The organism is Rhizobacter sp. P3_C12, from assembly GCF_056402735.1.
On record NZ_JBFUGW010000073.1, the window covers coordinates 1 to 25,255 of the forward strand.

Annotated in this window: 23 protein-coding genes; 16 read left to right on the top strand and 7 right to left on the bottom strand. The window is 68.7% G+C overall.

Annotated features, from left to right (window positions below; all coding sequences use genetic code 11):
• The 4 genes from AC1DXV_RS13750 to AC1DXV_RS13765 form a co-directional block, all read left to right on the top strand.
• Window positions 1-1,807, top strand: a 1,807-nt coding sequence (locus AC1DXV_RS13750; protein ID WP_477934040.1) for a hypothetical protein, incomplete at its 5' end; no start/stop codon positions are given.
• Window positions 1,808-1,850: 43 nt separating this feature from the next.
• Complete coding sequence (locus tag AC1DXV_RS13755) at window positions 1,851-2,069, top strand: SlyX family protein (protein ID WP_477868313.1); 219 nt, start codon at window positions 1,851-1,853, stop codon at window positions 2,067-2,069.
• Between the two features lie 70 nt (window positions 2,070-2,139).
• Entirely contained in the window at window positions 2,140-3,558 is a 1,419-nt protein-coding gene (locus AC1DXV_RS13760) for a tetratricopeptide repeat protein (protein WP_477868315.1), read from the top strand.
• Window positions 3,509-4,549 carry a cupin-like domain-containing protein gene (locus tag AC1DXV_RS13765; protein WP_477934042.1) on the top strand — a complete coding sequence of 347 codons (1,041 nt, stop codon included), beginning with the start codon at window positions 3,509-3,511 and terminating at the stop codon, window positions 4,547-4,549. The genes AC1DXV_RS13760 and AC1DXV_RS13765 overlap by 50 nt, the downstream gene beginning before the upstream one ends.
• 7 nt (window positions 4,550-4,556) lie before the next feature.
• Here the strand turns inward: AC1DXV_RS13765 and AC1DXV_RS13770 are convergent, their stop codons facing one another.
• On the bottom strand, window positions 4,557-6,158 hold the full coding sequence (locus tag AC1DXV_RS13770) for a sensor histidine kinase (protein ID WP_477871777.1): 1,602 nt from the start codon (window positions 6,156-6,158) through the stop codon (window positions 4,557-4,559).
• Between the two features lie 95 nt (window positions 6,159-6,253).
• On the opposite strand from AC1DXV_RS13770, the gene AC1DXV_RS13775 reads away from it, so the two are divergent.
• A complete protein-coding gene (locus tag AC1DXV_RS13775) occupies window positions 6,254-7,663 on the top strand; it encodes an MFS transporter (protein WP_477934044.1) in 1,410 nt (469 codons plus the stop codon).
• Here AC1DXV_RS13775 and ugpQ read toward each other — a convergent pair.
• The 5 genes from ugpQ to ugpB form a co-directional block, all read right to left on the bottom strand.
• A complete protein-coding gene (gene ugpQ / locus AC1DXV_RS13780; protein ID WP_477934046.1) occupies window positions 7,637-8,386 on the bottom strand; it encodes a glycerophosphodiester phosphodiesterase in 750 nt (249 codons plus the stop codon). The two genes, AC1DXV_RS13775 and ugpQ, sit on opposite strands and share 27 nt — an antisense overlap.
• Entirely contained in the window at window positions 8,383-9,459 is a 1,077-nt protein-coding gene (locus AC1DXV_RS13785; protein WP_477934048.1) for a sn-glycerol-3-phosphate import ATP-binding protein UgpC, read from the bottom strand. The genes ugpQ and AC1DXV_RS13785 overlap by 4 nt, the downstream gene beginning before the upstream one ends.
• Window positions 9,460-9,470: 11 nt before the next feature.
• Window positions 9,471-10,322 (bottom strand): sn-glycerol-3-phosphate ABC transporter permease UgpE, encoded by an 852-nt coding sequence (ugpE, locus tag AC1DXV_RS13790; RefSeq protein ID WP_477864687.1) that lies wholly within the window; start codon window positions 10,320-10,322, stop codon window positions 9,471-9,473.
• A 1-nt stretch (window position 10,323) separates the two neighbouring features.
• Entirely contained in the window at window positions 10,324-11,208 is an 885-nt protein-coding gene (gene ugpA / locus AC1DXV_RS13795; protein ID WP_477934050.1) for a sn-glycerol-3-phosphate ABC transporter permease UgpA, read from the bottom strand.
• Between the two features lie 90 nt (window positions 11,209-11,298).
• The gene (gene ugpB / locus AC1DXV_RS13800; protein ID WP_477864689.1) at window positions 11,299-12,627 is read right to left on the bottom strand and encodes a sn-glycerol-3-phosphate ABC transporter substrate-binding protein UgpB; all 1,329 of its coding nucleotides are present in this window, start codon (window positions 12,625-12,627) and stop codon (window positions 11,299-11,301) included.
• A gap of 210 nt (window positions 12,628-12,837) precedes the next feature.
• On the opposite strand from ugpB, the gene AC1DXV_RS13805 reads away from it, so the two are divergent.
• The 3 genes from AC1DXV_RS13805 to AC1DXV_RS13815 are packed head-to-tail and all read left to right on the top strand — an operon-like array spanning window position 12,838 to window position 17,310.
• Entirely contained in the window at window positions 12,838-16,758 is a 3,921-nt protein-coding gene (locus AC1DXV_RS13805; RefSeq protein ID WP_477864690.1) for a DUF3683 domain-containing protein, read from the top strand.
• Between the two features lie 28 nt (window positions 16,759-16,786).
• Window positions 16,787-17,011, top strand: a complete 225-nt coding sequence (locus AC1DXV_RS13810; protein WP_477864691.1) for an addiction module protein — start codon at window positions 16,787-16,789, stop codon at window positions 17,009-17,011.
• Entirely contained in the window at window positions 17,008-17,310 is a 303-nt protein-coding gene (locus tag AC1DXV_RS13815) for a type II toxin-antitoxin system RelE/ParE family toxin (protein WP_477864692.1), read from the top strand. Before AC1DXV_RS13810 ends, AC1DXV_RS13815 begins: the two co-directional genes overlap by 4 nt.
• A 76-nt stretch (window positions 17,311-17,386) precedes the next feature.
• Here the strand turns inward: AC1DXV_RS13815 and AC1DXV_RS13820 are convergent, their stop codons facing one another.
• Window positions 17,387-18,367 (bottom strand): Bug family tripartite tricarboxylate transporter substrate binding protein, encoded by a 981-nt coding sequence (locus AC1DXV_RS13820; protein ID WP_477864693.1) that lies wholly within the window; start codon window positions 18,365-18,367, stop codon window positions 17,387-17,389.
• A gap of 61 nt (window positions 18,368-18,428) precedes the next feature.
• Here AC1DXV_RS13820 and AC1DXV_RS13825 point away from each other — a divergent pair, with 61 nt between their 5' ends.
• The 8 genes from AC1DXV_RS13825 to AC1DXV_RS13860 all read left to right on the top strand — a co-directional run.
• A complete protein-coding gene (locus AC1DXV_RS13825; RefSeq protein WP_477864694.1) occupies window positions 18,429-18,890 on the top strand; it encodes an HIT family protein in 462 nt (153 codons plus the stop codon).
• Between the two features lie 23 nt (window positions 18,891-18,913).
• Window positions 18,914-19,330 carry a gamma-butyrobetaine hydroxylase family protein gene (locus AC1DXV_RS13830; RefSeq protein ID WP_477934052.1) on the top strand — a complete coding sequence of 139 codons (417 nt, stop codon included), beginning with the start codon at window positions 18,914-18,916 and terminating at the stop codon, window positions 19,328-19,330.
• A 17-nt stretch (window positions 19,331-19,347) separates the two neighbouring features.
• Window positions 19,348-20,079 carry a bifunctional demethylmenaquinone methyltransferase/2-methoxy-6-polyprenyl-1,4-benzoquinol methylase UbiE gene (gene ubiE, locus AC1DXV_RS13835; protein WP_477864696.1) on the top strand — a complete coding sequence of 244 codons (732 nt, stop codon included), beginning with the start codon at window positions 19,348-19,350 and terminating at the stop codon, window positions 20,077-20,079.
• Between the two features lie 195 nt (window positions 20,080-20,274).
• Window positions 20,275-21,660: a TIGR03013 family XrtA/PEP-CTERM system glycosyltransferase gene (locus tag AC1DXV_RS13840; protein WP_477934054.1), complete on the top strand. Its 1,386-nt coding sequence runs from the start codon at window positions 20,275-20,277 to the stop codon at window positions 21,658-21,660.
• A 119-nt stretch (window positions 21,661-21,779) separates the two neighbouring features.
• Window positions 21,780-22,391, top strand: coding sequence for an XrtA/PEP-CTERM system exopolysaccharide export protein (locus AC1DXV_RS13845; RefSeq protein WP_477864698.1), 612 nt, complete (start codon window positions 21,780-21,782; stop codon window positions 22,389-22,391).
• A gap of 117 nt (window positions 22,392-22,508) precedes the next feature.
• Complete coding sequence (locus tag AC1DXV_RS13850) at window positions 22,509-24,065, top strand: XrtA system polysaccharide chain length determinant (protein ID WP_477864699.1); 1,557 nt, start codon at window positions 22,509-22,511, stop codon at window positions 24,063-24,065.
• A gap of 19 nt (window positions 24,066-24,084) precedes the next feature.
• Complete coding sequence (locus tag AC1DXV_RS13855) at window positions 24,085-25,062, top strand: XrtA-associated tyrosine autokinase (protein WP_477864700.1); 978 nt, start codon at window positions 24,085-24,087, stop codon at window positions 25,060-25,062.
• A 5-nt stretch (window positions 25,063-25,067) separates the two neighbouring features.
• Window positions 25,068-25,255 (top strand): hypothetical protein (locus AC1DXV_RS13860; RefSeq protein ID WP_477934056.1); only part of this gene is annotated, 188 nt, incomplete at its 3' end.

Here is a 25,255-nt window from a genome sequence, read left to right on the forward strand (position 1 = left end):
GGACATGCCGCAGGGAGGATTCGAGCTGGAGGCTGCCGACATCGCGAAGGCCATGTCCAAGGCGCGAATCGCACGATTGACGCCGTTGTGGGACGAGGCATGGGACAACCCGTTGCATGAGGCCTATCTGGGCACCCTGCTCGGTTACTGCCAGCGCAAGAAGCGAATTGCGGGCAAGGAGCAGAAGGCGGCTGTCAGCCGGATCGTGTCTGGTGCCGGGCGCATCGTCGCCGCAGAGATGAGCACGATCCTGTTGGCGAAGTTCGCGCTGGGGGCGGCGGCCGTCCCCGTCGTCGCCGCTGCCGCCCCCGGGCTGGCCTATGCCATCCCGGTTTTCAGCGCGGCCGCGATGGGCTTCTTTGGGGTCTCGATGTACAAGCGCCAGAAGACACGTGCGGACGAAGAACGTCTGCAGAAATGGGATGAGCGTGACAACCGGGCGATGCGTGCCATTCATTCGCTGGACGCGCTGCGCAAGGCCTACCTGCAGGGCTTCTCGGTGCAGTACGGCAGAGGCGACTTGACCGACGCCGAGCAAGGCTATGCGAAGGAGCACACAGCGACCTACGAGGGTGGCGCCAACGAGTCGATGACGGTGGACATGATGGCGTTCGACATCCTGGAGAACCTGGACGCCGGCGGGCGAGAGGATTCCTTCGCGATGAAGATCCTGCGGGCCGGGGGGTTCGATCCGGTCAGTGAACTGCTGCTGCGCGGAGCCGTGCTGGCGCAGTTGCATGCAGGCCGGATCGAGGAGGCTCACGCGGCGATCGCGAACGCGCTGCGCCGGACCTACGACATGCCGCCGGCGCGCACGAACGAAGCGGTCCAGCCGCAACAGTTCGTCAGCAGGTTCGAGGTCGCGGAGTCGATGGCCCGGCGCCTGTCCAACTCGGGTGAAGAGACTGTTCCAGTGGCGCTGGCCCGGATCATGTTCAGCCCCGAAGATGAAGGAGGGCTCGGGGTCGACCGCAAGACCTTCCTCCAGTCCATGGCGGTGCTGCAGCAGGCATTCGAGCACCTGGGAGAGCAAGCTGATCCGGACGGCGTCTATGCACGGATGCTGGCGTTCAAAAACCAGCTTCAGCCGGAGCCGGCAGCACGGGACGGGGCGGCCGAGCGCCACCTGCGCACCTGGACGAAACTGGGCGAGACGGCGAACGACGACTGGACAGAAGACTGCATCGGGGCGTATCAGCACGTTCAAAGCCTGTTGTACTTCGCGACAGGCCAGCCGGGATCCACGTGGCACGACCAATTGCAGCTGGCGATCGACCACCTTCTGTCTGACACCTCGGAGGAGGCTCGCAAGCGCTTCTGCGGCGTGTTGGCTGGTGAACTCCGCATGCTTGCCCATGCGGGACACCTGAACGAAAAGGTGACCCTGCTGGCGCGAGATATCGTTCGCGAGCTCGGGCAGATAGCCGGCGAAGACAGCGACGACCCTGGTGTACCACGGGTGAAATCGCCGAAGAACAGGCAGAAAGAGCACACGAACACGCCTCTTGACCGGTCCGAGGAGGGAATTGACGGCAAGCCGATGGACCCGTCCCGGGACACCGCCCGCCGGATGCTGCCGGAGATTCACGAACTGTTGGCGATCGTCGGCACGCCGGGGGCGTCGTTGAAAAAGGCGCTCGCGAAACGTGTGGAGGCGCACCAGCTGGATGACTACATCGCTGCCTGCCTCGATGCGCTTGATGCACTCGATGTGCTCGACGACAGCGAGAACCTGACGCTCGAGCAGAACTTGAGGGTCGGGCCGTTGCGGAAAGCGTTGGAGGAGCTTCGCGCTACACGACACTGACCGGATCGATCCCGAGGCGCAGCGGCTGAGTTCCAATGCCCCCATGGACTCCGCACACGACACCGACCGCCGCCTCACCGCCCTGGAGATCAAGGCCAGCTTCAGCGAGGACCTGCTCGATTCGCTGAACGCGTTGCTGGCGCGCCAGCAGCAGCAGATCGAGCAGATGGCGGCCCAGATCGCGCTGCTGCGCCAGCAGGCCGCCGGCCAGGACGCCGTGCCGTTCCGCAGCCTGCGCGACGAGTTGCCGCCGCACTATTGACAAGAACAGCCGGGCTCTTGCCCTGCTGCTTCGAGGATCGCGATGCCGGCCGGCGCGTTCCAATGCCCGCATGCAGCCCGCTGCAAGCCAACGCTTCTTCGACGGAACCCGGCACCTCGCCGCGCACGACGCAGCGGGTGCCGAAGCCTGCTTCCGCGAGGCGATCGCGATCGAGCCCGATCTCGGCGAGGCGCATGCCAACCTCGGCTGGCTGGCCGAGGCCGCCGGCCGCCTCGACGAGGCCGACGCCTGCTACCGCCGCGCGCTCGCGCTGCGGCCGCAGCAACCCACCATCCACCTGAACCACGGCGCGCTGCTGGCGCGTCTGAAACGCTTCGACGAGGCATTGGCCGCCTGCTGGGCGGCCGTGCAGCTCGATCCCGACGCGCCGGCCGCCTGGTCCAACCTCGGCGTGCTGCTCGCGCAGATGGGCCGGCACGGCGATGCCGAAGCCTGCTGCCGGCGCAGCCTGTCGCTGGACCCGCAGTACCCGAAGGCGCACATCAACCTCGCCTACCTGTGCCTGCGCGACGGGCGCTGGGACGAGGGCTGGTCCCACTACGCATGGCGCGGCTGGCAGCTCGACCTGGCCGGGCGCGTCACCTGCCCGCGCTGGCAGGGCGAGCCGCTGGACGGCCGCCGCGTGCTGGTCGGCCTGGAGGGCGGCTACGGCGACATGATCCAGTTCAGTCGCTTCGCCACGGTGCTGAAGCAGGCCGGTGCGCTGCGCGTCACGCTGCTGTGCCCGCCGCCGCTGCAGGCGCTGCTGTCGACGCTGGACGGTGTCGACGAGGTGCTGCCGGCCGACGGCCTGCTGCCGCCCGCGCGCTGGGATTGCTGGACCTCGGCGACCAGCGTGCCGCGCCACCTCGGCACCCTGCCCGACACGGTTCCCGCGGCCCGACCCTACCTGCGCGCCGAGCCGGCGGACGCCGCGCGCTGGCAATTGCGTTTGCAGCAGGCGCTCCCATCGCGCGGCCTGCGCGTGGGCCTGGTCTGGAAAGGCAACCCCGCGTTCGAGAACGACGACGAGCGCTCGCTGCCGTCGATCGACCTGCTGGCGCCGCTGGCCGCGCTGCCCGGCGTGCACTTCGTCAGCCTGCAGAAGGGCGCCGGCGAAGACGAGGCGCTGCGCGCGCCGGTCGCGCTGCACCTGGGCGGCGAGATCGACAGCTTCGCCGACACCGCCGCCATCGTGCAGGCGCTCGACCTCGTGATCTGCGTCGACACCGCGGTCGCCCACCTGGCCGGCGCGCTCGGCAAGCCGTGCTGGGTGCTGCTGCCGCAGCAGATGACCGACTGGCGCTGGCTCACCGAACGCAGCGATTCGCCGTGGTACCCGGGCGCGCTGCGGCTGTTCCGGCAGGCCACGCGCGGCGACTGGTCGCCGGTGGTGGCCGAGCTCGCCGCGGCATTGCGTGGGCTATCCTCGGCGGACCATGCCGTCCCAGCCGCCGTCCCGACCGATCACCACCACACCGATCCCTGAGGTCTGCGGCCTCGACGACGAGACGCTGCGCCGCGAGGTGATCGCCGGCGCCCGCCCGACCGTGCTGCGCGGGCTCGTGAAGCACTGGCCCGCGGTGCGCCACGGCCTGGCATCGCCGCTGGCGCTTGCGCAGTACCTGGCCGACCACGACAACGGCAGCCAGGTGCAGGCGGTGATGACGCCGCCCGACCAGCACGGGCGGCTGTTCTACAACGCCGACATGAGCGGCTTCAACTTCATGCGCAACCAGCTGCCGCTGTCGACGGTGCTCGAGCAGGTGCTGCGCTACTCGGCCTTCCCGAACCCGCCGGCGGTGGCGGTGCAGAGCTCGCCGATCCCCGACTGCCTGCCCGGCTTCGTCGACGAGAACCCGCTGCCGCTGCTCGGGCAGCGCATCGTGCCGCGCATCTGGCTCGGCAACGCGCTCACGACGCCGGCGCACTTCGACGAATCGAGCAACATCGCCTGCGTGGTGGCCGGCCGGCGCCGCTTCACGCTGTTCCCGCCGGAGCAGATCGGCAACCTGTACATCGGCCCGCTCGACCATGCGCCGACCGGCACGCCGATCAGCCTGGTGAACTTCGCGGCGCCCGATTTCGAGCGCTTCCCGCGCTTCCGCGAGGCGGTCGCCGCCGCGCAGGTGGCCGAGCTCGAGCCGGGCGATGCGATCCTGATCCCGGCGCTGTGGTGGCACCATGTGGAGTCGCTCGCGGGCTTCAACATGCTGGTGAACTACTGGTGGCGCGGCGCGCTGGCGGTCGACGACCCGGTGCCGTCGGCGCTCGACGGCCTGCTGCACGTGCTGATGTGCCTGAAGTCGCTGCCCGCCGAGGAGCGCCGCGGCTGGGGCGCGATCTTCGAGCACTACGTGTTCGATGCCGGGCGCGACGCGGCGGCGCACATCCCGGCGAACCGCCGCGGCGCGCTCGGCGAGATGACGCCCGAGCTGCGCGAGCGGCTGCGCGCGCTGCTGAAGGAGCGGATGCGCTGAACCGCTGTCAGCGCGCCTTGCCGGTGCGCGGCAGCGTGAAGAAGAAGCTCGCGCCCTTGTCCTTCTCGGCGTGCACCCAGATCTCGCCGCCGTGCTTCTGCACCACGCGGCGCACGATCGCGAGGCCGACGCCGGTGCCGGGGAAATCCGATTCCCGGTGCAGCCGGCGGAACGGCTCGAACAGCTGCTGCACGTAGGCCATGTCGAAGCCGGCGCCGTTGTCGCGCACGCAGTAGACCAGGCGGCCGTCCTTCTGCGCCTCGGCGCTGAACGAGATCTTCGCGTCGTCGCGCTTGCTGGTGAACTTCCAGGCGTTCGACAGCAGGTTCTCGAGCGCGAGCCGCAGCAGGCCGGCGTCGCCGTCGGCCATCAGCGTGGCGTCGAGCTCGACCTGCGCGCTGCGCTGCGGCCAGGCCGTCTGCAGCGTGGTCAGGATGTCGCGCGCCATCGCGCCGATGTGCACCGGCTGCACGCGCACCTGGGCGCGCGTGACCTTCGACAGGCTGAGCATGTCCTCGATCAGCGCATGCATGCGGTGCGCCGAGGCCAGGATGCTCTGCCCGAACAGCAGCGCCTGGCCCTGCAGCGGCGGCGAGGCGTCGGCCARCAGCATCTCGCTGTAGCCCTGCACCGCGCGCAGCGGCGCGCGCAGGTCGTGCGAGACCGAGTAGGTGAAGGCCTCGAGCTCGCTGTTGGCCTCCTGCAGCTCGGCGGTGCGCTGCTGCACGCGGCGCTCCAGGTTCTCGTACACCGCGACGTTCTCGAACGCGAGCGAGGTGCAGTCGGCCAGCGCCTGGATCAGCTCCACCTCGTCGGGCGTCGCCTCGTGCGTGTTCGCCCAGTAGTTGCCGATCGCGCCGATCGGCGATTCGGCGCGGATCGGCACCATCACCAGGCTCTTCACGAAGGTCGGCCGGTAGGCGTCGTGCGGGATGCGCGGATCGAGGTAGATGTCGGGGATCGCGACCGCCTGCCCGTTCAGCATGGCCCAGCCGCTGATGCACGAGCCGAGCGGGAAGCGGCTGCCCTTCCAGAGCGGGCCGATCGCGTCCTCGTCGACGTAGTGGCAGAACTCGCCGTCGCGCATCACGACGGTGGCGCCGTCGGCCTGGTTCAACTGGCGCGCGCCGCGCCGCACGATGCGCACGATGGTGTCGACGCTGCGCGCGAGCGACAGCTCCTTCACCAGGTCGACCAGCAGCGCGCGCCCGCGCGTGAGCCGGGCCAGCCGCTCGGCCTCGCGTGCATCGTGCAGCCGGCGCAGCGCGCTCGGCAGGCGGAACAGCTGGTCCTTCGGGACGTAGTCGGTGGCGCCGGCCTCCAGGCAGTGCTCGGCCCAGCGCGGGTCGGTGTTGCCGCTGACGAAGATGAACGGCATGCCGGGCCGGCGCTGCCGCGCGACCTCGAGCGCCTGCAGGCCCTCGATGCCGGGCACGCGGTTGTCGGAGAGGATCGCGTCGAAGCGGGTGTTCTCCATCGCCTCGAAGAACTGCTCGCTGGAAGCGACCGTGACCCAGTTCGACCGGATGTCGAGCCGCGCGACCTCGCGCTGCACCAGGTCCGCATCGAGCGTGTCGTCTTCCAGGTGAAGGATCTGCAGGGCTTGCATGTCGTGCACCTCCTTGAGAGACGGATGGTATCGAACCGCGGCACACTGTGCGGTTCCGGTTGAGACCAATGCCGCATAAATATGAGAGGGAATCGATGATTCGCCGGTTCGTGCGAGGGAGGGTGTCGGGGCTGTCGGAGAGGTTGGCCGCCTGGCGCCGCCAGGCGCGGGCGCGCCTGGCGCTGCCGGTGGGCGACCTGCTGCACGACGCCACCTACCGCCGGCTCTGGACCTCGATCCTGATCAGCTCGTTCGGCGGCCAGGTCACGATGCTCGCGCTGCCGCTGACCGCCGCGCTGCTGCTGCACGCCTCGCCCACGCAGATGGGGCTGCTGACCATGATGGAGACGCTGCCCTTCGTGCTGTTCTCGCTGCCGGCCGGGGTCTGGCTCGACCGGGTGCGCAAGCTGCCGGTCTACGTCCTTGGCGAATCGAGCCTGGCGGTGGTCGTCGCGAGCGTGCCCTTCGCCTGGTGGATGGGCTGGCTCACGATGCCGTGGATGTACGTCGTCGCCTTCGTGATCGGCACGGTCTACACCACCGCCGGCACCGCCGCGCAGATCGTGCTGACGCAGGTGGTGGCGCGCGAGCGGCTGGTGGAGGCGCATGCGAAGAACGCGCTCGCCACCTCGGGCGCCGAGGTGGCCGGGCCGGGGCTGGCCGGCGCGCTGATCAAGCTGGTGGGGGCGCCGCTCGCGCTGCTGGTCGATGCGGTGCTGCTGCTGCTGTCGGCCGCCATCCTGCGCGGCATCCGCATCGTCGAGATCCGCCGCCCGCGGGCCGATGCGCACTTCTGGCGCGACCTGCAGGCCGGCGTGCGCTTCGTGCGCAGCCAGCGCCTGCTGATCGCGCTGGCGACCGCGGTGGGCCTGTGGCAGATGTGCCACCACGCGGCGCTGGTGGTGCAGATCCTGTTCGCGACCCGCACGCTGGGCCTGGGCGAGCAGGCGATCGGCCTCAGCTACATGGGCATGGGCGGCGGCACCATCCTCGCGAGCGTCTACGGCAACCGCATCAGCCGGCGCTACGGGCCGGGGCCGTGCCTGGTGCTGGGCTTCGTGATCTGCGGCGTCGGCTGGCTGGTGCTGGCGGCGGCGCCGGCCAACTCCTGGGGCGTGGCGGCGTTCGCGGCGATGCTGCTGTGCTTCTCGGCCGGCGCGGTGCTGATCTTCATCAACTTCCTCGGGCTGCGGCAGGCGGTGACGCCGGAGCCGCTGCTCGGCCGCATGACGGCGACGATGCGCTGGCTGATCCTGATCCCGGCCGGGCCGGGTGCGTTGCTCGGCGGCTGGCTGGGCGAGCAGGTGGGCTTGCGCGCCTCGCTGGTGTTCGCCGGCACCGCTGCGCTGCTGGTGGCGGCGGTGGCGGGGCGCCACCCGGTGATCCGCAACGTGCGCGAGCTGCCGAAGCTGGAGAACGTCGAGGACTGGATGGGGGCCGAGGCCGACGTGCGGCCCGGGCCCTCCATCGTGGACGATTCAGTCGTGGATGGCGACGCCCGGTGAAAAGCGGCTGACGGCGTCGGTGATGATGCCGTCGATGCCGAGCGCCATCAGCCGGCGCGCCTCGGCCGGGTCGTTCACGGTGTAGACCAGCGCGCGCAGGCCGGCGCCGTGCACGCGGGCCAGCACCGCGGCGTCGATCAGCCCGTAGTGCGTGACCACGGCGGCGCAGCCGAGCGATTGCGCTTCTTCCAGCCAGCCGCTGCGCAGGCTGTCCAGCAGCAGCGCGCGCGGCACGGCCGGCGCGCTGTCGCGGGCGGCGGCCAGCGCATCGGGCTTGAACGAGCTGAGCAGCGGCTGCAGCGCCTCGCCGGCCCACAGCCGGGCCGCTTCGCGCGCGACGACGCGGCCGGTCTCGGCCTCATCGCCCGGCGTCGGCTTGATCTCGATGTTCAGCGCGAAGCCGTTGCGCAGGCAGTAGCGGGCGATCGCCTCGAAGCTCGGGATCGGCTCGCCGGCGAAGCCGCGGCTGTGCCAGCCGCCGGCGTCCAGCCGCGACAGCTCGGCCCAGCTGCGGTCCGAGGCGCGGCCGTGCTCGGGCGTGGTGCGCTGCAGCGTCGCGTCGTGCAGCAGGAAGGGCACGCCGTCGGCGCTCAGCTTGACGTCGCACTCGAACGCGCGGTAGCCGTGGCTGGCGCCGACGCGGAACGCGGCCAGCGTGTTCTCGGGGGCCAGCAGCCCGGCGCCGCGGTGCGCGACCCAGAGGGGGTAGTTCCAGGTGGTCATGCGACCACCCGCTTGCCGCTCGCCGCGTCGAACCAGTGCAGGTGCTCGGCCGACGGCTTCAGGTGCAGCGTGCTGCCGGGCGCCGGCGGCACCAGCGTGCCGTCGATGCGCAGCGTGAAGCCGTGGTCGGCGATGCGGCCGTGCACCAGGCGTTCGGCACCGAGCATCTCGACCATTTCGATCGCCAGCGGCCAGCCGCCGTCGTGGGCGAGGCTCGCATGGCCCAGGTGCTCCGGGCGCACGCCGAGGATCAGCTCGCCGTCGCGCGGCGCCGCGTGGGGCAAAGGCAGGTCCACGCCGCCGAACGTGAAGCTCGCGCCCTGTGCGCGGCCGGTCAGCAGGTTCATCGGCGGCGAGCCGATGAAGCTCGCGACGAAGGTGGTGGCCGGGCGGGCGTAGACCTCTTCCGGCGTGCCGATCTGCTCCATGTGGCCGGCGTTCATCACGATCATGCGTTGCGCGAGCGTCATCGCCTCGACCTGGTCGTGCGTGACGAACAGCGACGTGACGCCCAGCTCGGCGTGCAGTTTGCGGATCTCCAGGCGGGTCTGGCCGCGCAGCTTCGCATCGAGGTTGGACAGCGGCTCGTCGAACAGGAAGACCTGCGGCTGCCGCACGATCGCGCGGCCCATCGCGACGCGCTGGCGCTGGCCGCCCGACAGCTCGCGCGGCTTGCGCTGCAGCAGCGCACCGAGCTCGAGGATCTTCGCGGCCTTGTCGACGCGGGTCTTGATGTCGGCGACCGGCACCTTCGCGATCTTCAGCCCGTAGGCCATGTTGTCGAACACGCTCATGTGCGGGTAGAGCGCGTAGTTCTGGAACACCATCGCGATGTCGCGCTCGGACGGCTCGACGTCGTTGACGACGCGCCCGCCGATCGAGATCTCGCCGCCGGAGACCTCCTCGAGCCCGGCCACCATGCGCAGCAGCGTGCTCTTGCCGCAGCCCGACGGGCCGACGATCACGATGAACTCGCCGTCGCCGATCTCGGCGTTGACGCCGTGGATGACCTGGTTGGCCTTCGGGCCGATGCCGTAGCGCTTGACGACGTTCTGGAGGGAAATGGCTGCCATGGTTTTGTTCTTTACTTCTCGGTGTCCACGAGGCCCTTGACGAACCAGCGCTGCATCAGGATCACGACGATCGCCGGCGGCAGCATCGCGAGGATGGCGGTGGCCATCACGATGTTCCATTCGTTGCCGGAGTCGCCGCCGGCGATCATCATGCGGATGCCCACCACCACCGGGTACATCTGCTCGCCGGTGGTGGCGATCAGCGGCCACAGGTACTGGTTCCAGCCGTAGATGAACTGGATCACGAACAGCGCCGCGATCGAGGTCTTCGACAGCGGCAGCAGGATGTCCTTGAAGAAGCGCATCGGGCCGGCGCCGTCGATGCGGGCGGCCTCGACGAGCTCGTCCGGCACGGTCAGGAAGAACTGCCGGAACAGGAAGGTCGCGGTGGCCGACGCGATCAGCGGCACCGTGAGGCCGCCGTAGGTGTTCAGCATGCCGAGGTCGGACACCACCTTGTAGGTCGGGCTGATGCGCACCTCGACCGGCAGCATCAGCGTGACGAAGATCGCCCAGAACACCAGCCCGCGCAACGGAAAGCGGAAGTACACCAGCGCGAAGGCCGACAGCAGCGAGATCGCGATCTTGCCGAAGGTGATCACCAGCGCGGTGACCAGGCTCACCCACATCATGCGGGCAACCGGCGCGTTCGAGCCGGCGCCGCCGCCGTGGCCGTTCAGCGCCGCGAGGTAGTTCTCCCAGAAGTGCCCGCCGGGCGACATCGGCATCGGCACCTGCAGGATGGCCTGCGAGGTGTGCGTCGACGCGATGAACGCGATGTACAGCGGGAACGCGACGATCAGCACGCCGAGGATCATCACGGCGTGGGCCAGGATGCCGAGGGTGGGGCGGCGCTCGACCATGTCAGTACTGCACTTTCTTTTCGACGTAGCGGAACTGCAGCACCGTCAGCGCGATGACGATCAGCATCAGCACCGTCGACTGCGCGGCCGAGCCGCCGAGGTCGCCGCCCTTGAAGCCGTCCTGATAGACCTTGTAGACCAGGATCGCGGTGTCGCGGCCCGGGCCGCCGTGGGTGGTGGCATCGATGATCGCGAAGGTGTCGAAGAACGCGTACACCATGTTGATCACGAGCAGGAAGAAGGTGGTCGGCGACAGCAGCGGGAACTGGATGGTCCAGAAGCGCCGCCACGGCCGCGCACCGTCGATGGCCGCGGCCTCGATCAGCGATTTCGGGATCGACTGCAGGCCGGCCAGGAAGAACAGGAAGTTGTACGAGATCTGCTTCCAGACCGCGGCGGTGACGATCATCGTCATCGCATGTGTGCTGTTCAGCAGGTGATCCCACTGGAAGCCGAAGGTATGGTCCAGCGCGTACGCCACCACGCCGATCGACGGCGAGAACATGAACACCCACAGCACGCCGGTGACCACCGGCGCCACCGCGTACGGGATGATCAGCATCGTCTTGTAGAACAGCGCGCCGCGCACGATGCGGTCGGCGAAGACCGCCAGCATCAGCGACAGCGCGATGCCCAGCACCGCCACCAGCAGCGAGAACACCGCGGTGACCTGGAAGGATTCGAGGTAGGCCGAATCGTTGAACAGCGTCTTGAAGTTGTCCAGCCCGACCCATTCGGTCGACAGGCCGAAGCTGTCCTGCACCTGCATCGACTGCAGCAATGCCTGGGCGGCCGGCCAGAAGAAGAAGACGGCGCAGATCGCCAGCTGCGGGGCGACCAGCATCCAGGGCAAGACCTGCGAATCGAACCTAACTCGCTTTTCCATGGGGTTCAGAATGAGTAAGGCGGCCGGGGTGGCCGCCTTCCTGGGGCAGCCGCGTCGCGCGCATTGTGCCGCGACGCGACCCGTTTCAGCTCAAGGGGCCGGAGCCTTGTTGGCTTTCTCGAAGCGCTCGAGCTGCTCGTTGCCGCGCTTCACCGCGTCGTCCAGCGCCGTCTTCGCATCCTTCTTGCCCGACCAGATCTGCTCGGTTTCCTCGTCGATGATGGTGCGGATCTGGACGAAATTGCCCAGGCGGATGCCGCGCGACTTGTCGGTCGTCTTGCGGATCATCTGCGTCACCGCCACGTCGGTGCCCGGCTTTTCCTTGTAGAAGCCCGATTTCTCGGTCATCTCGTAGGCCGCCGTCGTGATCGGCAGGTAGCCGGTGCGCTTGTGGCTGGCCGACTGCACTTCGGGGCTCGACAGGTACTTGAAGAACTCGGCGACGCCCTTGTACTCGGCCGGCTTCTTGCCCGACATCACCCACAGGCTCGCACCGCCGATGGCGGTGTTCTGCGGCGCGCCGGGAACGTCCTGGTAGTACGGCAGCGGGGCCAGCCCGTACGCGAACTTCGCGCCCTTGCTGACGTCGGCGTACGAGCCCGACGAGCCGGTGAACATCGCGCATTCACCCGACACGAACGACGGCACCGCGACGCTCGCGCGACCCTTGTAGACGAACAGGCCCTGCTTGGACATGTTGGCCAGGTTCTCGAAATGGCGCAGGTGCAGCGGCGAGTTGAAGGCCAGGCGGGCGCTCGGGCCGCCGAAGCCGTTGTTCTGCGTCGCGAACAGCGTGTTGTGCCAGGTCGAGAAGCTCTCCAGGTGCACCCAGCTCATCCAGCTGGTGGTGTACGGGCACTTGACGCCGGCGGCCTTCAGCTTGGCGGCGGCCAGCGTCACCTCGGGCCAGGTCGTCGGGGCCTTGTTCGGGTCCAGGCCGGCGGCCTTGAAGGCGTCCTTGTTGTAATAGAAGATCGTCGTCGAGCTGTTGAACGGGAACGACAGCATCTCGCCGTTCGGCGCGGTGTAGTAGCCCGAGACCGCCGGCACGTAGCCCTTCGGGTCGAAGCTGACGCCGCTCTGCTTCATCACCTCGCCGACCGGCTTGATCGCGCCCTTGGCCGACATCATCGTCGCGGTGCCGACCTCGAACACCTGCAGGATGTGCGGCGCATTGCCGGCGCGGAAGGCAGCCACTGCGGCGGTCATCGACTCGTCGTAGTTGCCCTTGAAGGTCGGGATGACCTTGTAGTCCTTCTGGCTGTTGTTGAACTGCGTGGCCAGGTCGTTGACCCATTCGTTCAGGCCGCCGGTCATCGAGTGCCACCACTGCACTTCGACCTGGGCGTGGGCGGGGCCGGCGAGCGCCAGCGCGGCAAAGCCGGCGGCGGCGAGGGCGGCGTATCTTTTCGTTGTCATGTACTTCTCCGGAAAATGACGGGTTGGTTTTTGACCAGCCGCGCAGTGTGCTACGAGTTTGTGACAGTCCGTTTATGTCGTGGATGGTCGGCCGCGGCAACGGGATTTACCCCGCCGGATCCCCGGGGCGGGGCGCGCCCGGCACCGAACAGGTGCTGAGGTACCATTTGCGTCCAAGTGCCCCCACAGGCGTGCTGCAGCCTGGCCCCCATGAACGCACCCATCCCGCTGAACCAGATCGCCGCGGCCACTGCCGCGCACAAGGCGCCCCGCCTGCGCGAGATTCCGTACAACTACACCTCGTTCTCCGACCGCGAGATCGTGATCCGGATCCTGGGATCGCGGGCCTGGGAGCTGCTGGACCGCCTGCGCGACGAGCGCCAGACCGGCCGCTCGGCCCGCATGCTCTACGAGGTGCTGGGCGACATCTGGGTGGTGCAGCGCAACCCCTACCTGCAGGACGACCTGCTCGACAACCCGCGGCGCCGCCGCCTGCTGATCGAGGCGCTGAACCACCGGCTGCGCGAGGTGCAGGCGCGGCGGAATCCCGCGGTTGCCAACGAGAGCGATGCGCAGCGCGACGCCTCGGTCGGCGAGTTGCTGGACGCCGCCCACCAGGCCGTGCAGGCCTTTGCCGACCAGTTCGACGCGATGGACGCGCTGCGCCGCAAGGCCACGCGGGCGCTCGGCCGCCACACCGCGAAGGACAACATCAAGTACGACGGCCTGTCGCGCGTCTCGCACGTGACCGACGCCACCGACTGGCGCGTCGAGTACCCGTTCGTCGTGCTGACCCCCGACACCGAGGCCGAGATGGCGGCGCTCGTGAAGGCGTGCATCGAACTCGGCCTGACGATCATCCCGCGCGGGGGCGGCACCGGCTACACCGGCGGCGCCGTGCCGCTGACCTGGAACAGCGCGGTCATCAACACCGAGAAGCTCGAGGCGATGACCGAGGTCGAGGTGATGCGCCTGCCCGGCATGGACCGCGACGTGGCGACCATCTGGACCGAGGCCGGCGTCGTCACGCAGCGCGTGGCCGATGCGGCCGAGCGCGCCGGCCACGTGTTCGCGGTCGACCCGACCTCGGCCGAGGCTTCGTGCGTCGGCGGCAACATCGCGATGAACGCCGGCGGCAAGAAGGCGGTGCTGTGGGGCACCGCGCTCGACAACCTGGCCTCGTGGCGCATGGTCACGCCCGACGCGAAGTGGCTCGAGGTGGTGCGGCTCGACCACAACATGGGCAAGATCCACGACGTGGAGGTGGCCCGCTTCGAGCTGAAGTACTTCGACGCGACCGGCAAGGTGCTCGAACGCACCGAGCAGCTCGACGTGCCGGGCCGCACCTTCCGCAAGGAAGGCCTGGGCAAGGACGTCACCGACAAGTTCCTCGCCGGCCTGCCGGGCATCCAGAAGGAAGGCTGCGACGGCCTGATCACCAGCGCGCGCTGGGTGGTGCACAAGATGCCGGCGCACACCCGCACGGTGTGCCTGGAGTTCTTCGGCAACGCGAAGGATGCGGTGCCGTCGATCGTCGAGATCAAGGATTTCATGTTCGCCGAGCAGAAGAAGCCCGGCGGCGCGATCCTGGCCGGGCTGGAGCACCTGGACGACCGCTACCTGAAGGCGGTGGGCTACGCGACCAAGAGCAAGCGCGGCGGTCTGCCCAAGATGGTGCTGGTGGGCGACATCGCCGGCGACGATGCCGATGCGGTGGCGCGCGCCACCAGCGAGGTGGTGCGGCTGGCCAACGGCCGGGCCGGCGAAGGCTTCGTCGCGGTCAGCGCCGAGGCGCGCAAGAAGTTCTGGCTCGACCGCAAGCGCACTGCGGCGATCAGCCGCCACACCAACGCGTTCAAGGTGAACGAGGACGTGGTGATCCCGCTGCCGCGCATGGGCGAGTACACCAACGGCATCGAGCGCATCAACATCGAGTTGAGCTTGCGCAACAAGCTGGCGCTGGTCGATGCGCTGGAAGATTTCTTCGTCGCCGGCCAGCTGCCGCTGGGCAAGAGCGACGACGCGAACCAGATCGCGTCGGCCGAGCTGCTCGAAGACCGCGTGCAGCAGGCGCTGGCGCTGCTGCGCGAGGTGCGCGGGCTGTGGTCGCACTGGCTGTCGAACCTCGACCAGGTGCAGGCTGATCGCGGCGTCAGCTTCTTCGACGACCTGCAGGACCACACGCTGCGCGCGTCGTGGAAGGCGCAGATCCGCACGCCGCTGCAGGGCATCTTCGCCGGGGCCACGCTGTCGCCGATCGTCGACGCCTGCCAGAAGATCCACGGCGACGTGCTGCGCGGCCGCGTGTGGGTGGCGCTGCACATGCATGCCGGCGACGGCAACGTGCACACCAACATCCCCGTCAACAGCGACAACTACGAGATGCTGCAGACGGCGCACGAGGCGGTGGCGCGCATCATGAAGCTCGCACGCTCGCTCGACGGCGTGATCTCCGGCGAGCACGGCATCGGCATCACCAAGCTCGAGTTCCTGACCGATGAGGAACTGGCCGGCTTCACCGCGTACAAGCAGCGCGTCGACCCCGAGGGCCGCTTCAACAAGGGCAAGCTGCTGCGCGACGCGAGCTTCGACGGCGTGCGCCTGAAGGCCGACCTGACCAACGCCTACACGCCGAGCTTCGGGCTGATGGGGCACGAGTCGCTGATCATGCAGCAGAGCGACATCGGCGAGATCGCCGCGTCGGTGAAGGATTGCCTGCGCTGCGGCAAGTGCAAGCCGGTGTGCGCGACGCACGTGCCGCGCGCCAACCTGCTGTACAGCCCGCGCAACAAGATCCTCGCGACCTCGCTGCTGGTCGAGGCCTTCCTGTACGAGGAGCAGACGCGCCGCGGTGTGTCGATCAAGCACTGGGAGGAGTTCGAGGACGTGGCCGACCACTGCACGGTGTGCCACAAGTGTCTGAGCCCGTGCCCGGTGAAGATCGACTTCGGCGACGTGTCGATGAACATGCGCAACCTGCTGCGCAAGATGGGCAAGAAGAGCTTCCGCCCCGGCAACAAGATGGCGATGATGATGCTCAACGCCACCAACCCGGAGACCATCAAGCTGCTGCGCAGTGCGATGGTCGACGTCGGCTTCAAGGCGCAGCGTGCGGCCAACAACCTGCTGCGCGGCCTCGCGAAGAAGCAGACCGCCGCGCCGCGCTCGACGGTGGGCACCGCGCCCCTCAAGGAGCAGGTGATCCACTTCATCAACAAGAAGCTGCCGGGCGGGCTGCCGAAGAAGACGGCGCGCGCGCTGCTGGACATCGAGGACAAGAACTACGTCCCGATCATCCGCAACCCGAAGGCGACGACGGCCGAGACCGAGGCGGTGTTCTATTTCCCGGGCTGCGGCTCGGAGCGGCTGTTCTCGCAGGTGGGCCTGGCGACGCAGGCGATGCTGTGGCATGCCGGCGTGCAGACGGTGCTGCCGCCGGGCTACCTGTGCTGCGGCTACCCGCAGCGCGGCTCGGGGCAGTTCGACAAGGCCGACAAGATCATCACCGACAACCGGGTGCTGTTCCACCGCGTGGCCAACACGCTGAACTACCTCGATATCAAGACGGTGGTGGTGAGCTGCGGCACCTGCTACGACCAGCTGCAGGGCTACCAGTTCGACAAGATCTTCCCGGGCTGCCGGATCATCGACATCCACGAGTACCTGCTGGAGAAGGGCATCACGCTCGACACGACGCAGGGGGCCGGGTACCTGTACCACGACCCGTGCCACTCGCCGATGAAGCTGCAGGAGCCGATGAAGACGGTGAAGGCGCTGATGGGTGACAACGTATTGAAGAGCGAGCGCTGCTGCGGCGAGAGCGGCACGCTGGGCGTGACGCGGCCCGACATCTCGACGCAGGTGCGCTTCCGCAAGGAAGAAGAACTGCGCCGCGACGAGGCCACGCTGCGCGCGACCGGCGCGGTGGCGGCCGAGGGTCCGGTGAAGATCCTGACCTCGTGCCCGAGCTGCCTGCAGGGGCTGTCGCGCTACGGCAATGACCTGCAGAACGGGCTGCTGGAGGCGGACTACATCGTCGTCGAGATGGCCAACAAGATCCTCGGGGCGGACTGGATGCCGGAGTATGTGGAGATGGCGAATGACGGCGGGATCGAGCGCGTGCTGGTGTGAAACTGCGGTCCGGCCTAGACTGTTCACCATGAACGCTCGAGTCGATCAATTGATGTCGCAAGCGCTGGACCTGGCGCCGGATGAGAGGTCCGCTCTTGCGCTCGCCTTGCTGGAAAGCCTGGACGGCGAAGAAGAATCCGTCGTGACGCAGGCGTGGGCGCAAGAGATCGAACAACGCAAGCTGGAGCTGCGCACCGGAGTTCGACAGACGGTCCCCTGGGAACAAGTGAAGGCTCGTCTCAGCGGCCTGTGAGCGACTTCCACCTCCGGTTCGATCCGGTAGCAGAGAACGATATCGCCAATGCCTTCCGCTGGTACCGGGAGCGCAGTGTGTCTGCAGCCGAGGGCTTTCGGGCGGCGGTGTTCGATGGCATTGAAAGAATCGGCCATGCCCCCTTGGTGCGTGGGCCGGATGCCCTCGGCAACCGCAAGCTCGTGTTGCACCGTTTTCCCTACACCATCTGGTATGTCGTCGACGGCGATCAGGTCACGGTGATGGCCGTCGCGCACCACCGGCGCCAACCCGCCTATTGGCGCAAAAAACCGGCTTGAGTGCAGCTTCTGCTCCTCGATCGGCGCATGCCCGCACCGCGCAGCCCGGATGCCAATCCGGGTTCCACTCCCATCCTCAATCCGCCGACAGCTTGCGCTCCTTGATCAGCGCATGCCAGAACTTCGTCTCCTGCTGAACGAAGCTCGCCAGCGCCGGCCCGTCGGTCGGCGCGACATCCAGCCCGAACTCCTCCAGCCGCGCCTTCACCTCCGGCGTGCTGATCGCCTTGTGCATCTCCTGCGTGAGCCGCGCGACGATCTCGGGCGGCGTGCCGTGCGGTACGAACAGGCCCTGCCACGCGGTCACCTCGAAGCCCTTGATGCCCAGCTCGTCGAGCGTCGGCACGTCGGGCAGCGACGCGATGCGCTTCTTCGACATCACCGCCAGCGCCTTGACCTTGCCGCCCTTGATCTGCGGCAGCCCGGCCGCGGTGTCCAGCACCATCATCGGCACCTGGCCCGAAATGACATCCTGCACCGCGAGCGCCGTGCCGCGGTACGGCACGTGCACGACGAAGCTGCCGGTGCGGTCCTTCAGCAGCTCCATCGCCAGGTGGTGCGGGCTGCCGATGCCGGGCGACGCGTAGCTGTACTTGCCGGGGTTCTTCTTGATCGCGTCGAGCAGCTGCTGCGCGCTCGTGAAGCCGGCGCCCGGGTTCACCGCCAGGATCAGCGGGAAGCGCGCCATGAAGCCGACGGGCGCCAGGTCCTTCGGGTCGTACGGCACCTTCTTGTACATCGCGCTGTTGAAGACCATCGCGCCGTTGTCGCCGGTGACGATCGTGTAGCCGTCCGGCGGCGACTTGGCGGCGTTGTCGGTGCCGATCATGCCGGCCGCGCCCGGGCGGTTGTCGATGATGATCGTCTGGCCGAGCTGCTTGCCCAGTTGCGGCGCGAGCTGCCGCGCGAGGAAGTCCGAGCCGCCGCCGGCCGGGTAGGCCACCACCCAGCGGATCGGCTTCGAGGGCCAGGCGTCGGCGGCGTGGGCCGTGCCGGCGGACGCGAGCGCGCCGGCGAGGGCGAGGTTGAAGCGGCGGCGTGTGAGCGCAGAAGTCATGACAGCGATCCGTTCTCGGGAGAAGCCGCCGATGTTATCGGTGGCCGCCGATAATGCGCGGATGCCTGCAGACTTCCTCCGCCCCGCCCATCCCGCCCCCGGCTGCGAGCTGTGCCGCGAGAGCGGCGGCGCGCTGGTCTGGCAGGACGACGGCTGGCGCGTGATCCGCATCGCCGATGCGAACTTCCCCGGTTTCTACCGCGTCGTCTCGCGCCAGCACGTGGCCGAGTTCTCCGACCTCGACGCCGCCGCCCGCGCCCACGCGATGACGCTGGTCGCCACCGTCGAGCGCGTGCTGCGCGAGGCCTTGTCGCCGACCAAGATCAACCTCGCGGCGCTCGGCAACATGGTGCCGCACCTGCACTGGCACGTCATCGCGCGCTTCGACTGGGACAGCCACTTCCCGCAGCCCATCTGGGGCACGCGCCAGCGCGAGGTGCAGCCGCCCGCGGCCGACCGCCTGGCCCGCCAACTGACAGGCCTCGACGAGCGCGTCGCCGCCGCGCTGTCGCGCGCGGCCTGAACCCTCCTACACTCGGATTCCCCATGGCCGGACTCACTGCCCAGACCCCGCAACCCACCGCGATCACGGTGCACGAGCAATCGCGCGTGCTCGAGGTGGCGTTCGCCGATGGCCGCAGCTTCCGCATCCCGTTCGAGCTGATGCGGGTCTATTCGCCGTCGGCCGAGGTCAAGGGCCACGGCCCGGGCCAGGAGACGCTGCAGACCGGCAAGCGCGAGGTCACGCTCACCGCGCTCGAGCCGGTCGGCAACTACGCGGTTCAGCCCACGTTCTCCGACGGCCACCAGACCGGCATCTTCTCGTGGGACTACCTCTACTTCCTCGGCTCGCAAGAGGCCGAGCTGTGGCAGCAGTACGAGGCGCGGCTGCAGGCGGCCGGTGCCACGCGCGACACGCCGATGCCCGACAAGGCCGCGTCCGCCTGCGGCCACCACCATTGATTGCGACGGACTGACCCATGAGCAACACCCATTTCGGCTTCGAGACCGTCGACGAGACCCGCAAGGCCGAGCGCGTGCGCGGCGTGTTCGATTCGGTCGCGTCGAAGTACGACCTGATGAACGATGTGCTGTCGATGGGCATGCACCGGGCCTGGAAGGCCTACACGGTGGCCGTCGCGAACCTGCGCGAGGGCGATTCGGTGCTCGACATCGCCGGCGGCACCGGCGACCTGGCCGGCGCGTTCGCGAAGAAGGTTGGCGAGCGCGGCACCGTCGTGCACACCGACATCAACGAGGCGATGCTGCACCACGGCCGCGACCGCATGCTCGACCAGGGCCTGGTGCTGCCGACGGCGATCTGCGATGCCGAGGCGCTGCCGTTCGCGAACGATCGCTTCGATCTGGTCAGCGTCGCGTTCGGGCTGCGCAACATGACCCACAAGGACCGGGCGCTGGCCGAGATGTGCCGCGTGCTGCGCCCCGGCGGCCGGCTGCTGGTGCTGGAGTTCTCGAAGGTGGCCAAGCCGCTGGAGAAGTTCTACGACTGGTATTCGTTCAAGGCGCTGCCGCGCATCGGCAAGCTGGTGGCCGGTGATGCAGACAGTTACCGCTACCTCGCCGAATCGATCCGCATGCACCCCGACCAGCAGGCGCTGAAGGCGATGATGAAGACCGCCGGTTTCGGCCATGTCGACGTGCACAACCTCAGCGCCGGCATCGTCGCGTTGCATGTGGGCATCAAGTGTTGAGCTGACGCTCGCTGCCGCCCCCCTGTTCACGGGGGTGGGCCCTCGTTTAGAGGATTGGGGACTGGTCCACCTGTACTGACAATCCGCGCCATCTGCTTGCGTTCCGCGCAGCACGCCGAAGCGATCGGCGGCAGCTCCGGGATGAAGTTCTGAAGGATGAGCGTCATGTTGAAGGTGTTTCAGTTACATGTTTCGGTGGCCACCCTGTTCGGGATGATCGCCGACGGTCTGCTGTGCTTCTTCGCCATCGTGCTGGCCGCCTCGTCGGTCCACATCCTGCCGGGGGCGCAGGACGCGCCGTCCGGCCTGACGGTGCCCCACCTGTTCCTGTTCGCCAGCGGCTTCGCGATGGTGATGTCGCTGCTGTACGCCTTCGCCGGCCTGTACCGCCCGACCCCGATCGGCTTCGCCGCGATGCTGCGCCGCACACTGGCCGCGCTGGTCGTCGGCGCCTACGTGACCTACCTGGTGCTCGACAGCATGGCCAACGGCGGCTATGCGGTGCAGATCATGACCAAGGCCGTGCTGTACCTGCTGGTCGGCCTGGTGCTGGTGCGCGGCGCGATGTACCTGATGAGCCGCATGGCCACCATCCCGAAGGTGCTGATCGTCGGCAACGGCGCCGAGGCACAGAGCGTCGCCAGCGACCTGATGACGATGAAGCGCCTGCGCCGCAACGTCGCCGGCTTCTTCCCGACCGAAGCCGACACCGCCTCGGGCCTGCAGGTCGCGAGCCTGCGCGGCCACAAGGTGTTCTCGCGCGAGCTGTCGATCGAGGACATCGTGCGCGACCACCACATCGATGAAGTGATCGTCGCGGTGCGCGAACAGCGCGGCGGCGGCGTCCCGATGGACCAGCTGCTCGCCTGCCGCATCCGCGGCGTGCCGATCGTCGACCTGGCCGGCTTCTACGAGCGCGCCAAGTCCGAGGTGCCGATCGACAGCCTGAAGGCCAGCTGGCTGGTCTACGGCCAGGGCTTCGTGCAGGGCCGCCTGCGCATGATCCTGAAGCGCGCGTTCGACATCGCGAGCTCGTCGTTCCTGCTGCTGCTCGCCTCGCCGGTGATGCTGCTGGCGGTGCTGGCGATCCGCCTCGAAGGGCGCGGCCCGATCATCTACAAGCAGGAGCGTGTTGGCCTCGGCGGCAAGATCTTCATGTGCATGAAGTTCCGCAGCATGCGCACCGATGCCGAGAAAGATGGCGTCGCCGTCTGGGCCACCAAGAACGATTCGCGCGTGACCCGCGTCGGCGCCTTCATGCGCAAGACCCGCATCGACGAACTGCCGCAGCTGCTGTCGGTGCTGCGCGGCGAGATGAGCATGGTCGGCCCGCGCCCGGAGCGCCCGAGCTTCGTCAAGCAGCTGAAGGAACAGATCCCGTTCTACGACGTGCGCCACAGCATCAAGCCGGGCGTGACCGGCTGGGCCCAGGTGCGCTACAGCTACGGCGCCTCGGTCGACGACGCACGCCGCAAGCACCAGTTCGACCTGTACTACGTGAAGAACAACTCGCTGATGCTGGACCTGCTGGTCCTGATCGAGACCGTCAGCGTCGTCCTCTTCCGCGAAGGCGCGCATTGAAGTTGACCACCCCCGGAGGCGCTTCCGCGCCACCCCCTCAAGGGGGCAACCCCAGCGGCCCGGCAAAGCCGGTTCCGCGGGGTTCGCTGGATCAAATGCAAGGGACATCGAGAATGAACATGAAGCAATTGTTGGGACGGGTCGGTGCAGTCGCGGCCGCCCTGGTGCTGTCGGCGTGCGGCAGCCTGAGCGGCCTGCCGCCGGCGCCGAAGGTGGCCGAGACGCCGGACCACCGCTACCTGATCGGCGCGCTCGACAGCGTCAACATCGTCGTGTGGCGCAATGCCGACCTGTCGTCCACCGTCACCGTGCGCCCGGACGGCCGCATCTCGACCCCGCTGGTCGAGGACGTGCTCGCCGCCGGCCGCAGCCCGGCCGACTTGGCGCGCGACATCGAGGCCAAGCTCGGCAAGTACATCCGCGACCCGGTCGTCACCGTCGTCGTCAACAACTTCCAGGGCTCGTTCTCGGAGCAGATCCGCATCATCGGCGAGGCGACCCGCCCGCAGTCGGTGCCGTACCGCCAGAACATGACGCTGCTGGACGTGATGATCCAGGCCGGCGGCCTGACCGAGTTCGCCGACGGCAATGCCGCCGTGCTGGTGCGCGGCACCGAGCAGGGCAAGCAGTACAGCGTGCGGCTCAAGGACCTGATCAAGCGCGGCGACATCTCGGCCAACGTCGACGTGAAGCCCGGCGACGTGATCATCGTCCCGCAAAGCTGGTTCTGATCGACCTGGTTCTGATCGATCCGGTTCCGAAACCCGGTGGCCGCCCCGATGCCCGGCCCCACCACCCCCTGTTGAGACGGTCGGCCTCCGCGTGTCGACCCATCCAGAAGCTCCAAGATGAATGAGTTGACCCGTCAGATCTCGATCGTGCTGCGCACGATCTGGCAGCGCCGCTGGCTGGCGATGGCCGTCGCCTGGGCCACCGCCGTCGTGCTGGCGCTGATGGTGTGGGTGATCCCCAACCGCTACGAAGCCACCGCCAAGCTGTTCGTCGACACCCAGTCGGTGCTGAAGCCGCTGATGGCCGGCCTCGCGTTCCAGCCCGACCTCGACCAGCAGGTGCGCATGCTCGCGAAGACGCTGCTGTCGCGCCCGAACATCGAGCGCCTGATGGGCGACCCGGGCGTCGGCCTGGGCACGCTGACCGACCTGAAGCGCGAACAGGCGATCGACCGCCTGACCGCCCGCATCAAGGTCGAGCACAGCGGCGGCAACCTCTACCTGATCAGCTACCGCGACGGCGACCCGAACCGCGCGAAGGCCGTGGTCGACGGGCTGGTGAACCTGTTCATCGACTCGGGCAATGACAGCAAGCAGCGCGACTCGCAGGACGCGAGCCGTTTCATCGACGAGCAGATCAAGGCCTACGAGGTCAAGCTGGTCGAGGCCGAGAACCGCGTGAAGGAATTCAAGCTGCGCAACTTCGGCGTTTCCGGTGTGTCGGGGCAGGACTACTTCGCCCGCATGTCGGTGCTGACCGACGAGGTCGGCAAGCTGCGCATGACGCTGGCCGCCGCCGAGCAGTCGCGCGACGCGCTGAAGCGCGAGCTGTCGAGCGAAGAGCCGAACGTGGCGGTCGACGCGCCGGCACCGGCGGTGCCGATGGCGATGCAGACCGAGATCGATTCGCGCCTGGATGCGCAGCGCCGCTCGCTCGACGACCTGCTGCGCCGCTACACCGACGCGCACCCCGACGTGATCGCGGCGCGCCGGATGATCGTCCAGCTGGAAACGCAGAAGCGCCAGCAGGAGGCCGAGCGCGTGAAGGCAGCGGCCAAGAGCGGCGGCCGCGTCGCGTCGTCGAACCCGGTGTACCAGCGCCTGCGCATCGCGCTGGCCGAGGCCGAGGCCAATGTCGCGTCGCTGCGCAGCCAGCTCGGTGGCCAGCAGGAGCGCCTCGACCAGGTCAAGGCCACCGCGAGCCGCGTGCCGCAGGCCGAGGCCGAGCTCGCGCAGCTGAACCGCGACTACGACATCATGCGCAAGCAGTACGACATGCTGGTCTCGCGTCGCGAGGCCGCCTCGCTGGGCCTGAAGATCGACCAGTCGAAGAGCATGGCCGAGTACCGCCTGGTCGAGCCGCCGCGCGTGCCGGCCAAGGCCGCGTTCCCGGACCGCACTGCCCTGGCCGTCGTCGCGCTGATCCTCGCGCTGGCCGCCGGCGGCGGCGCCGCGTTCGGCATGGGCAAGCTCTACCCGACCTTCGACACGCAGGAGGCGCTGCAGGCCTTCGCGAAGCGCCCGGTGCTGGGAACCGTGTCACGCCACCTGTCGATGGCGGCCGAGCGTGCGCAGCGCTTCGACCTCATCCGCCTGAGCGGCGCGATGGTGGTGTTCATGGCCCTCAACGTGACCTGGATCGCGCTGCTCGCCGGCGGCATCCAGCCCCACTGAACCTGACGACCGCCTCACCATGAGCATCATCGAACAAGCCACCCGCCGCCTCGAGGAACTGCGACGCGCCGGCATCGACGTGCCGAGCTGGGCGCCGACCGCCACCGAGCCCGGCTTCGGGCCGGTCACCGGCGCGCCGGGCGGTGCCGCCACGCTGGCGCCCCCGGCGCCCATGGCACGCACCGTCGCCGACGACATCGAACTCGCGCCGCGCACCGTCGCCCGCCCGACGCGCGCCGACCGCGCACCCACCAACGCCCGCTCGCGCGAGGTGCAGATCGACCTGCGCCGGCTGGCGGCCGAGGGCTACCTGACGCCGGACGATCCGCGCATGGGCCTCGCCGAGGAACTGCGCGCCGTCAAGCGCCCGATCATCGAGCACGCCCAGGCCGCGCGCGAGGCGGGCAAGGCCGGCGGCAACCTGATCTTCGTGACCAGCGCACTGCCGGGCGAGGGCAAGACCTACAACGCGATCAACCTGGCGATGAGCATCGCGATGGAGGTCGACCATTCGGTGCTGCTGGTCGATGCCGACGTGGTGCGGCCGTCGGTGATGTCGCGCCTGGGCGTCGAGGCCGAGCTCGGCATGCTGGACGTGCTGACCAAGCCGTCGCTCGACCTGTCCGAGGTGCTGATGCGCACCAACATCCCGAAGCTGTCGCTGCTGCCGGCCGGCCGACCGACCGACCAGTCGACCGAGCTGCTCGCGAGCGTCGCGATGGAGCGGCTGCTGGCCGACCTGGCCGAGCGCTACGCCGACCGCATCGTGATCTTCGACGGCCCGCCGCTGCTGGCCACCAGCGAATCGCGCGTGCTGGCCGCCCGCATGGGCCAGGTGCTGATGGTGGTGCAGGCGCAGAAGACCGCGCAGAGCTCGGTGGCGCGTGCGTTCGCCGACATCGAGGCCTGCGAGACCGTCTGGTGCGTGCTGAACAAGGCCACCAGCCAGCGCGCTTCGGCCGGCTACGAACGCTATCCGCAATACCGCCGGACCTGAACGCCGTGCGCCCGAGCCGACGGACCCTTCGCCCCACCTGCCTGGCCCGCGCACTGCTGGCAGCGCCGATGCTGGGCTGTGCCTTCGGGGCCTGGGCGCAGTATTCCGGTGCGCCGGGGGCGGCACCCGGCACCCCCGCCGCACCCGGCACCGGCGCCTTCGGCGGCATCGCAGCGCCCTCGGCCGCTGCCGC

Bases quoted from the DNA above. Each gene is read 5' to 3' on its own strand.
- AC1DXV_RS13820 (WP_477864693.1), bottom strand. From the start codon at position 18,367: ATGACTTCTGCGCTCACACGCCGCCGCTTCAACCTCGCCCTCGCCGGC.
- ubiE (WP_477864696.1), top strand. From the start codon at position 19,348: ATGAGCAACACCCATTTCGGCTTCGAGACCGTCGACGAGACCCGCAAG.
- AC1DXV_RS13850 (WP_477864699.1), top strand. From the start codon at position 22,509: ATGAATGAGTTGACCCGTCAGATCTCGATCGTGCTGCGCACGATCTGG.
- AC1DXV_RS13775 (WP_477934044.1), top strand. From the start codon at position 6,254: ATGATTCGCCGGTTCGTGCGAGGGAGGGTGTCGGGGCTGTCGGAGAGG.
- AC1DXV_RS13765 (WP_477934042.1), top strand. From the start codon at position 3,509: ATGCCGTCCCAGCCGCCGTCCCGACCGATCACCACCACACCGATCCCT.
- AC1DXV_RS13845 (WP_477864698.1), top strand. From the start codon at position 21,780: ATGAAGCAATTGTTGGGACGGGTCGGTGCAGTCGCGGCCGCCCTGGTG.
- AC1DXV_RS13760 (WP_477868315.1), top strand. From the start codon at position 2,140: ATGCAGCCCGCTGCAAGCCAACGCTTCTTCGACGGAACCCGGCACCTC.
- AC1DXV_RS13810 (WP_477864691.1), top strand. From the start codon at position 16,787: ATGAACGCTCGAGTCGATCAATTGATGTCGCAAGCGCTGGACCTGGCG.
- ugpE (WP_477864687.1), bottom strand. From the start codon at position 10,322: ATGGTCGAGCGCCGCCCCACCCTCGGCATCCTGGCCCACGCCGTGATG.
- AC1DXV_RS13755 (WP_477868313.1), top strand. From the start codon at position 1,851: ATGGACTCCGCACACGACACCGACCGCCGCCTCACCGCCCTGGAGATC.
- ugpB (WP_477864689.1), bottom strand. From the start codon at position 12,627: ATGACAACGAAAAGATACGCCGCCCTCGCCGCCGCCGGCTTTGCCGCG.
- AC1DXV_RS13825 (WP_477864694.1), top strand. From the start codon at position 18,429: ATGCCTGCAGACTTCCTCCGCCCCGCCCATCCCGCCCCCGGCTGCGAG.
- ugpA (WP_477934050.1), bottom strand. From the start codon at position 11,208: ATGGAAAAGCGAGTTAGGTTCGATTCGCAGGTCTTGCCCTGGATGCTG.
- AC1DXV_RS13855 (WP_477864700.1), top strand. From the start codon at position 24,085: ATGAGCATCATCGAACAAGCCACCCGCCGCCTCGAGGAACTGCGACGC.
- AC1DXV_RS13830 (WP_477934052.1), top strand. From the start codon at position 18,914: ATGGCCGGACTCACTGCCCAGACCCCGCAACCCACCGCGATCACGGTG.
- AC1DXV_RS13805 (WP_477864690.1), top strand. From the start codon at position 12,838: ATGAACGCACCCATCCCGCTGAACCAGATCGCCGCGGCCACTGCCGCG.
- ugpQ (WP_477934046.1), bottom strand. From the start codon at position 8,386: ATGACCACCTGGAACTACCCCCTCTGGGTCGCGCACCGCGGCGCCGGG.
- AC1DXV_RS13785 (WP_477934048.1), bottom strand. From the start codon at position 9,459: ATGGCAGCCATTTCCCTCCAGAACGTCGTCAAGCGCTACGGCATCGGC.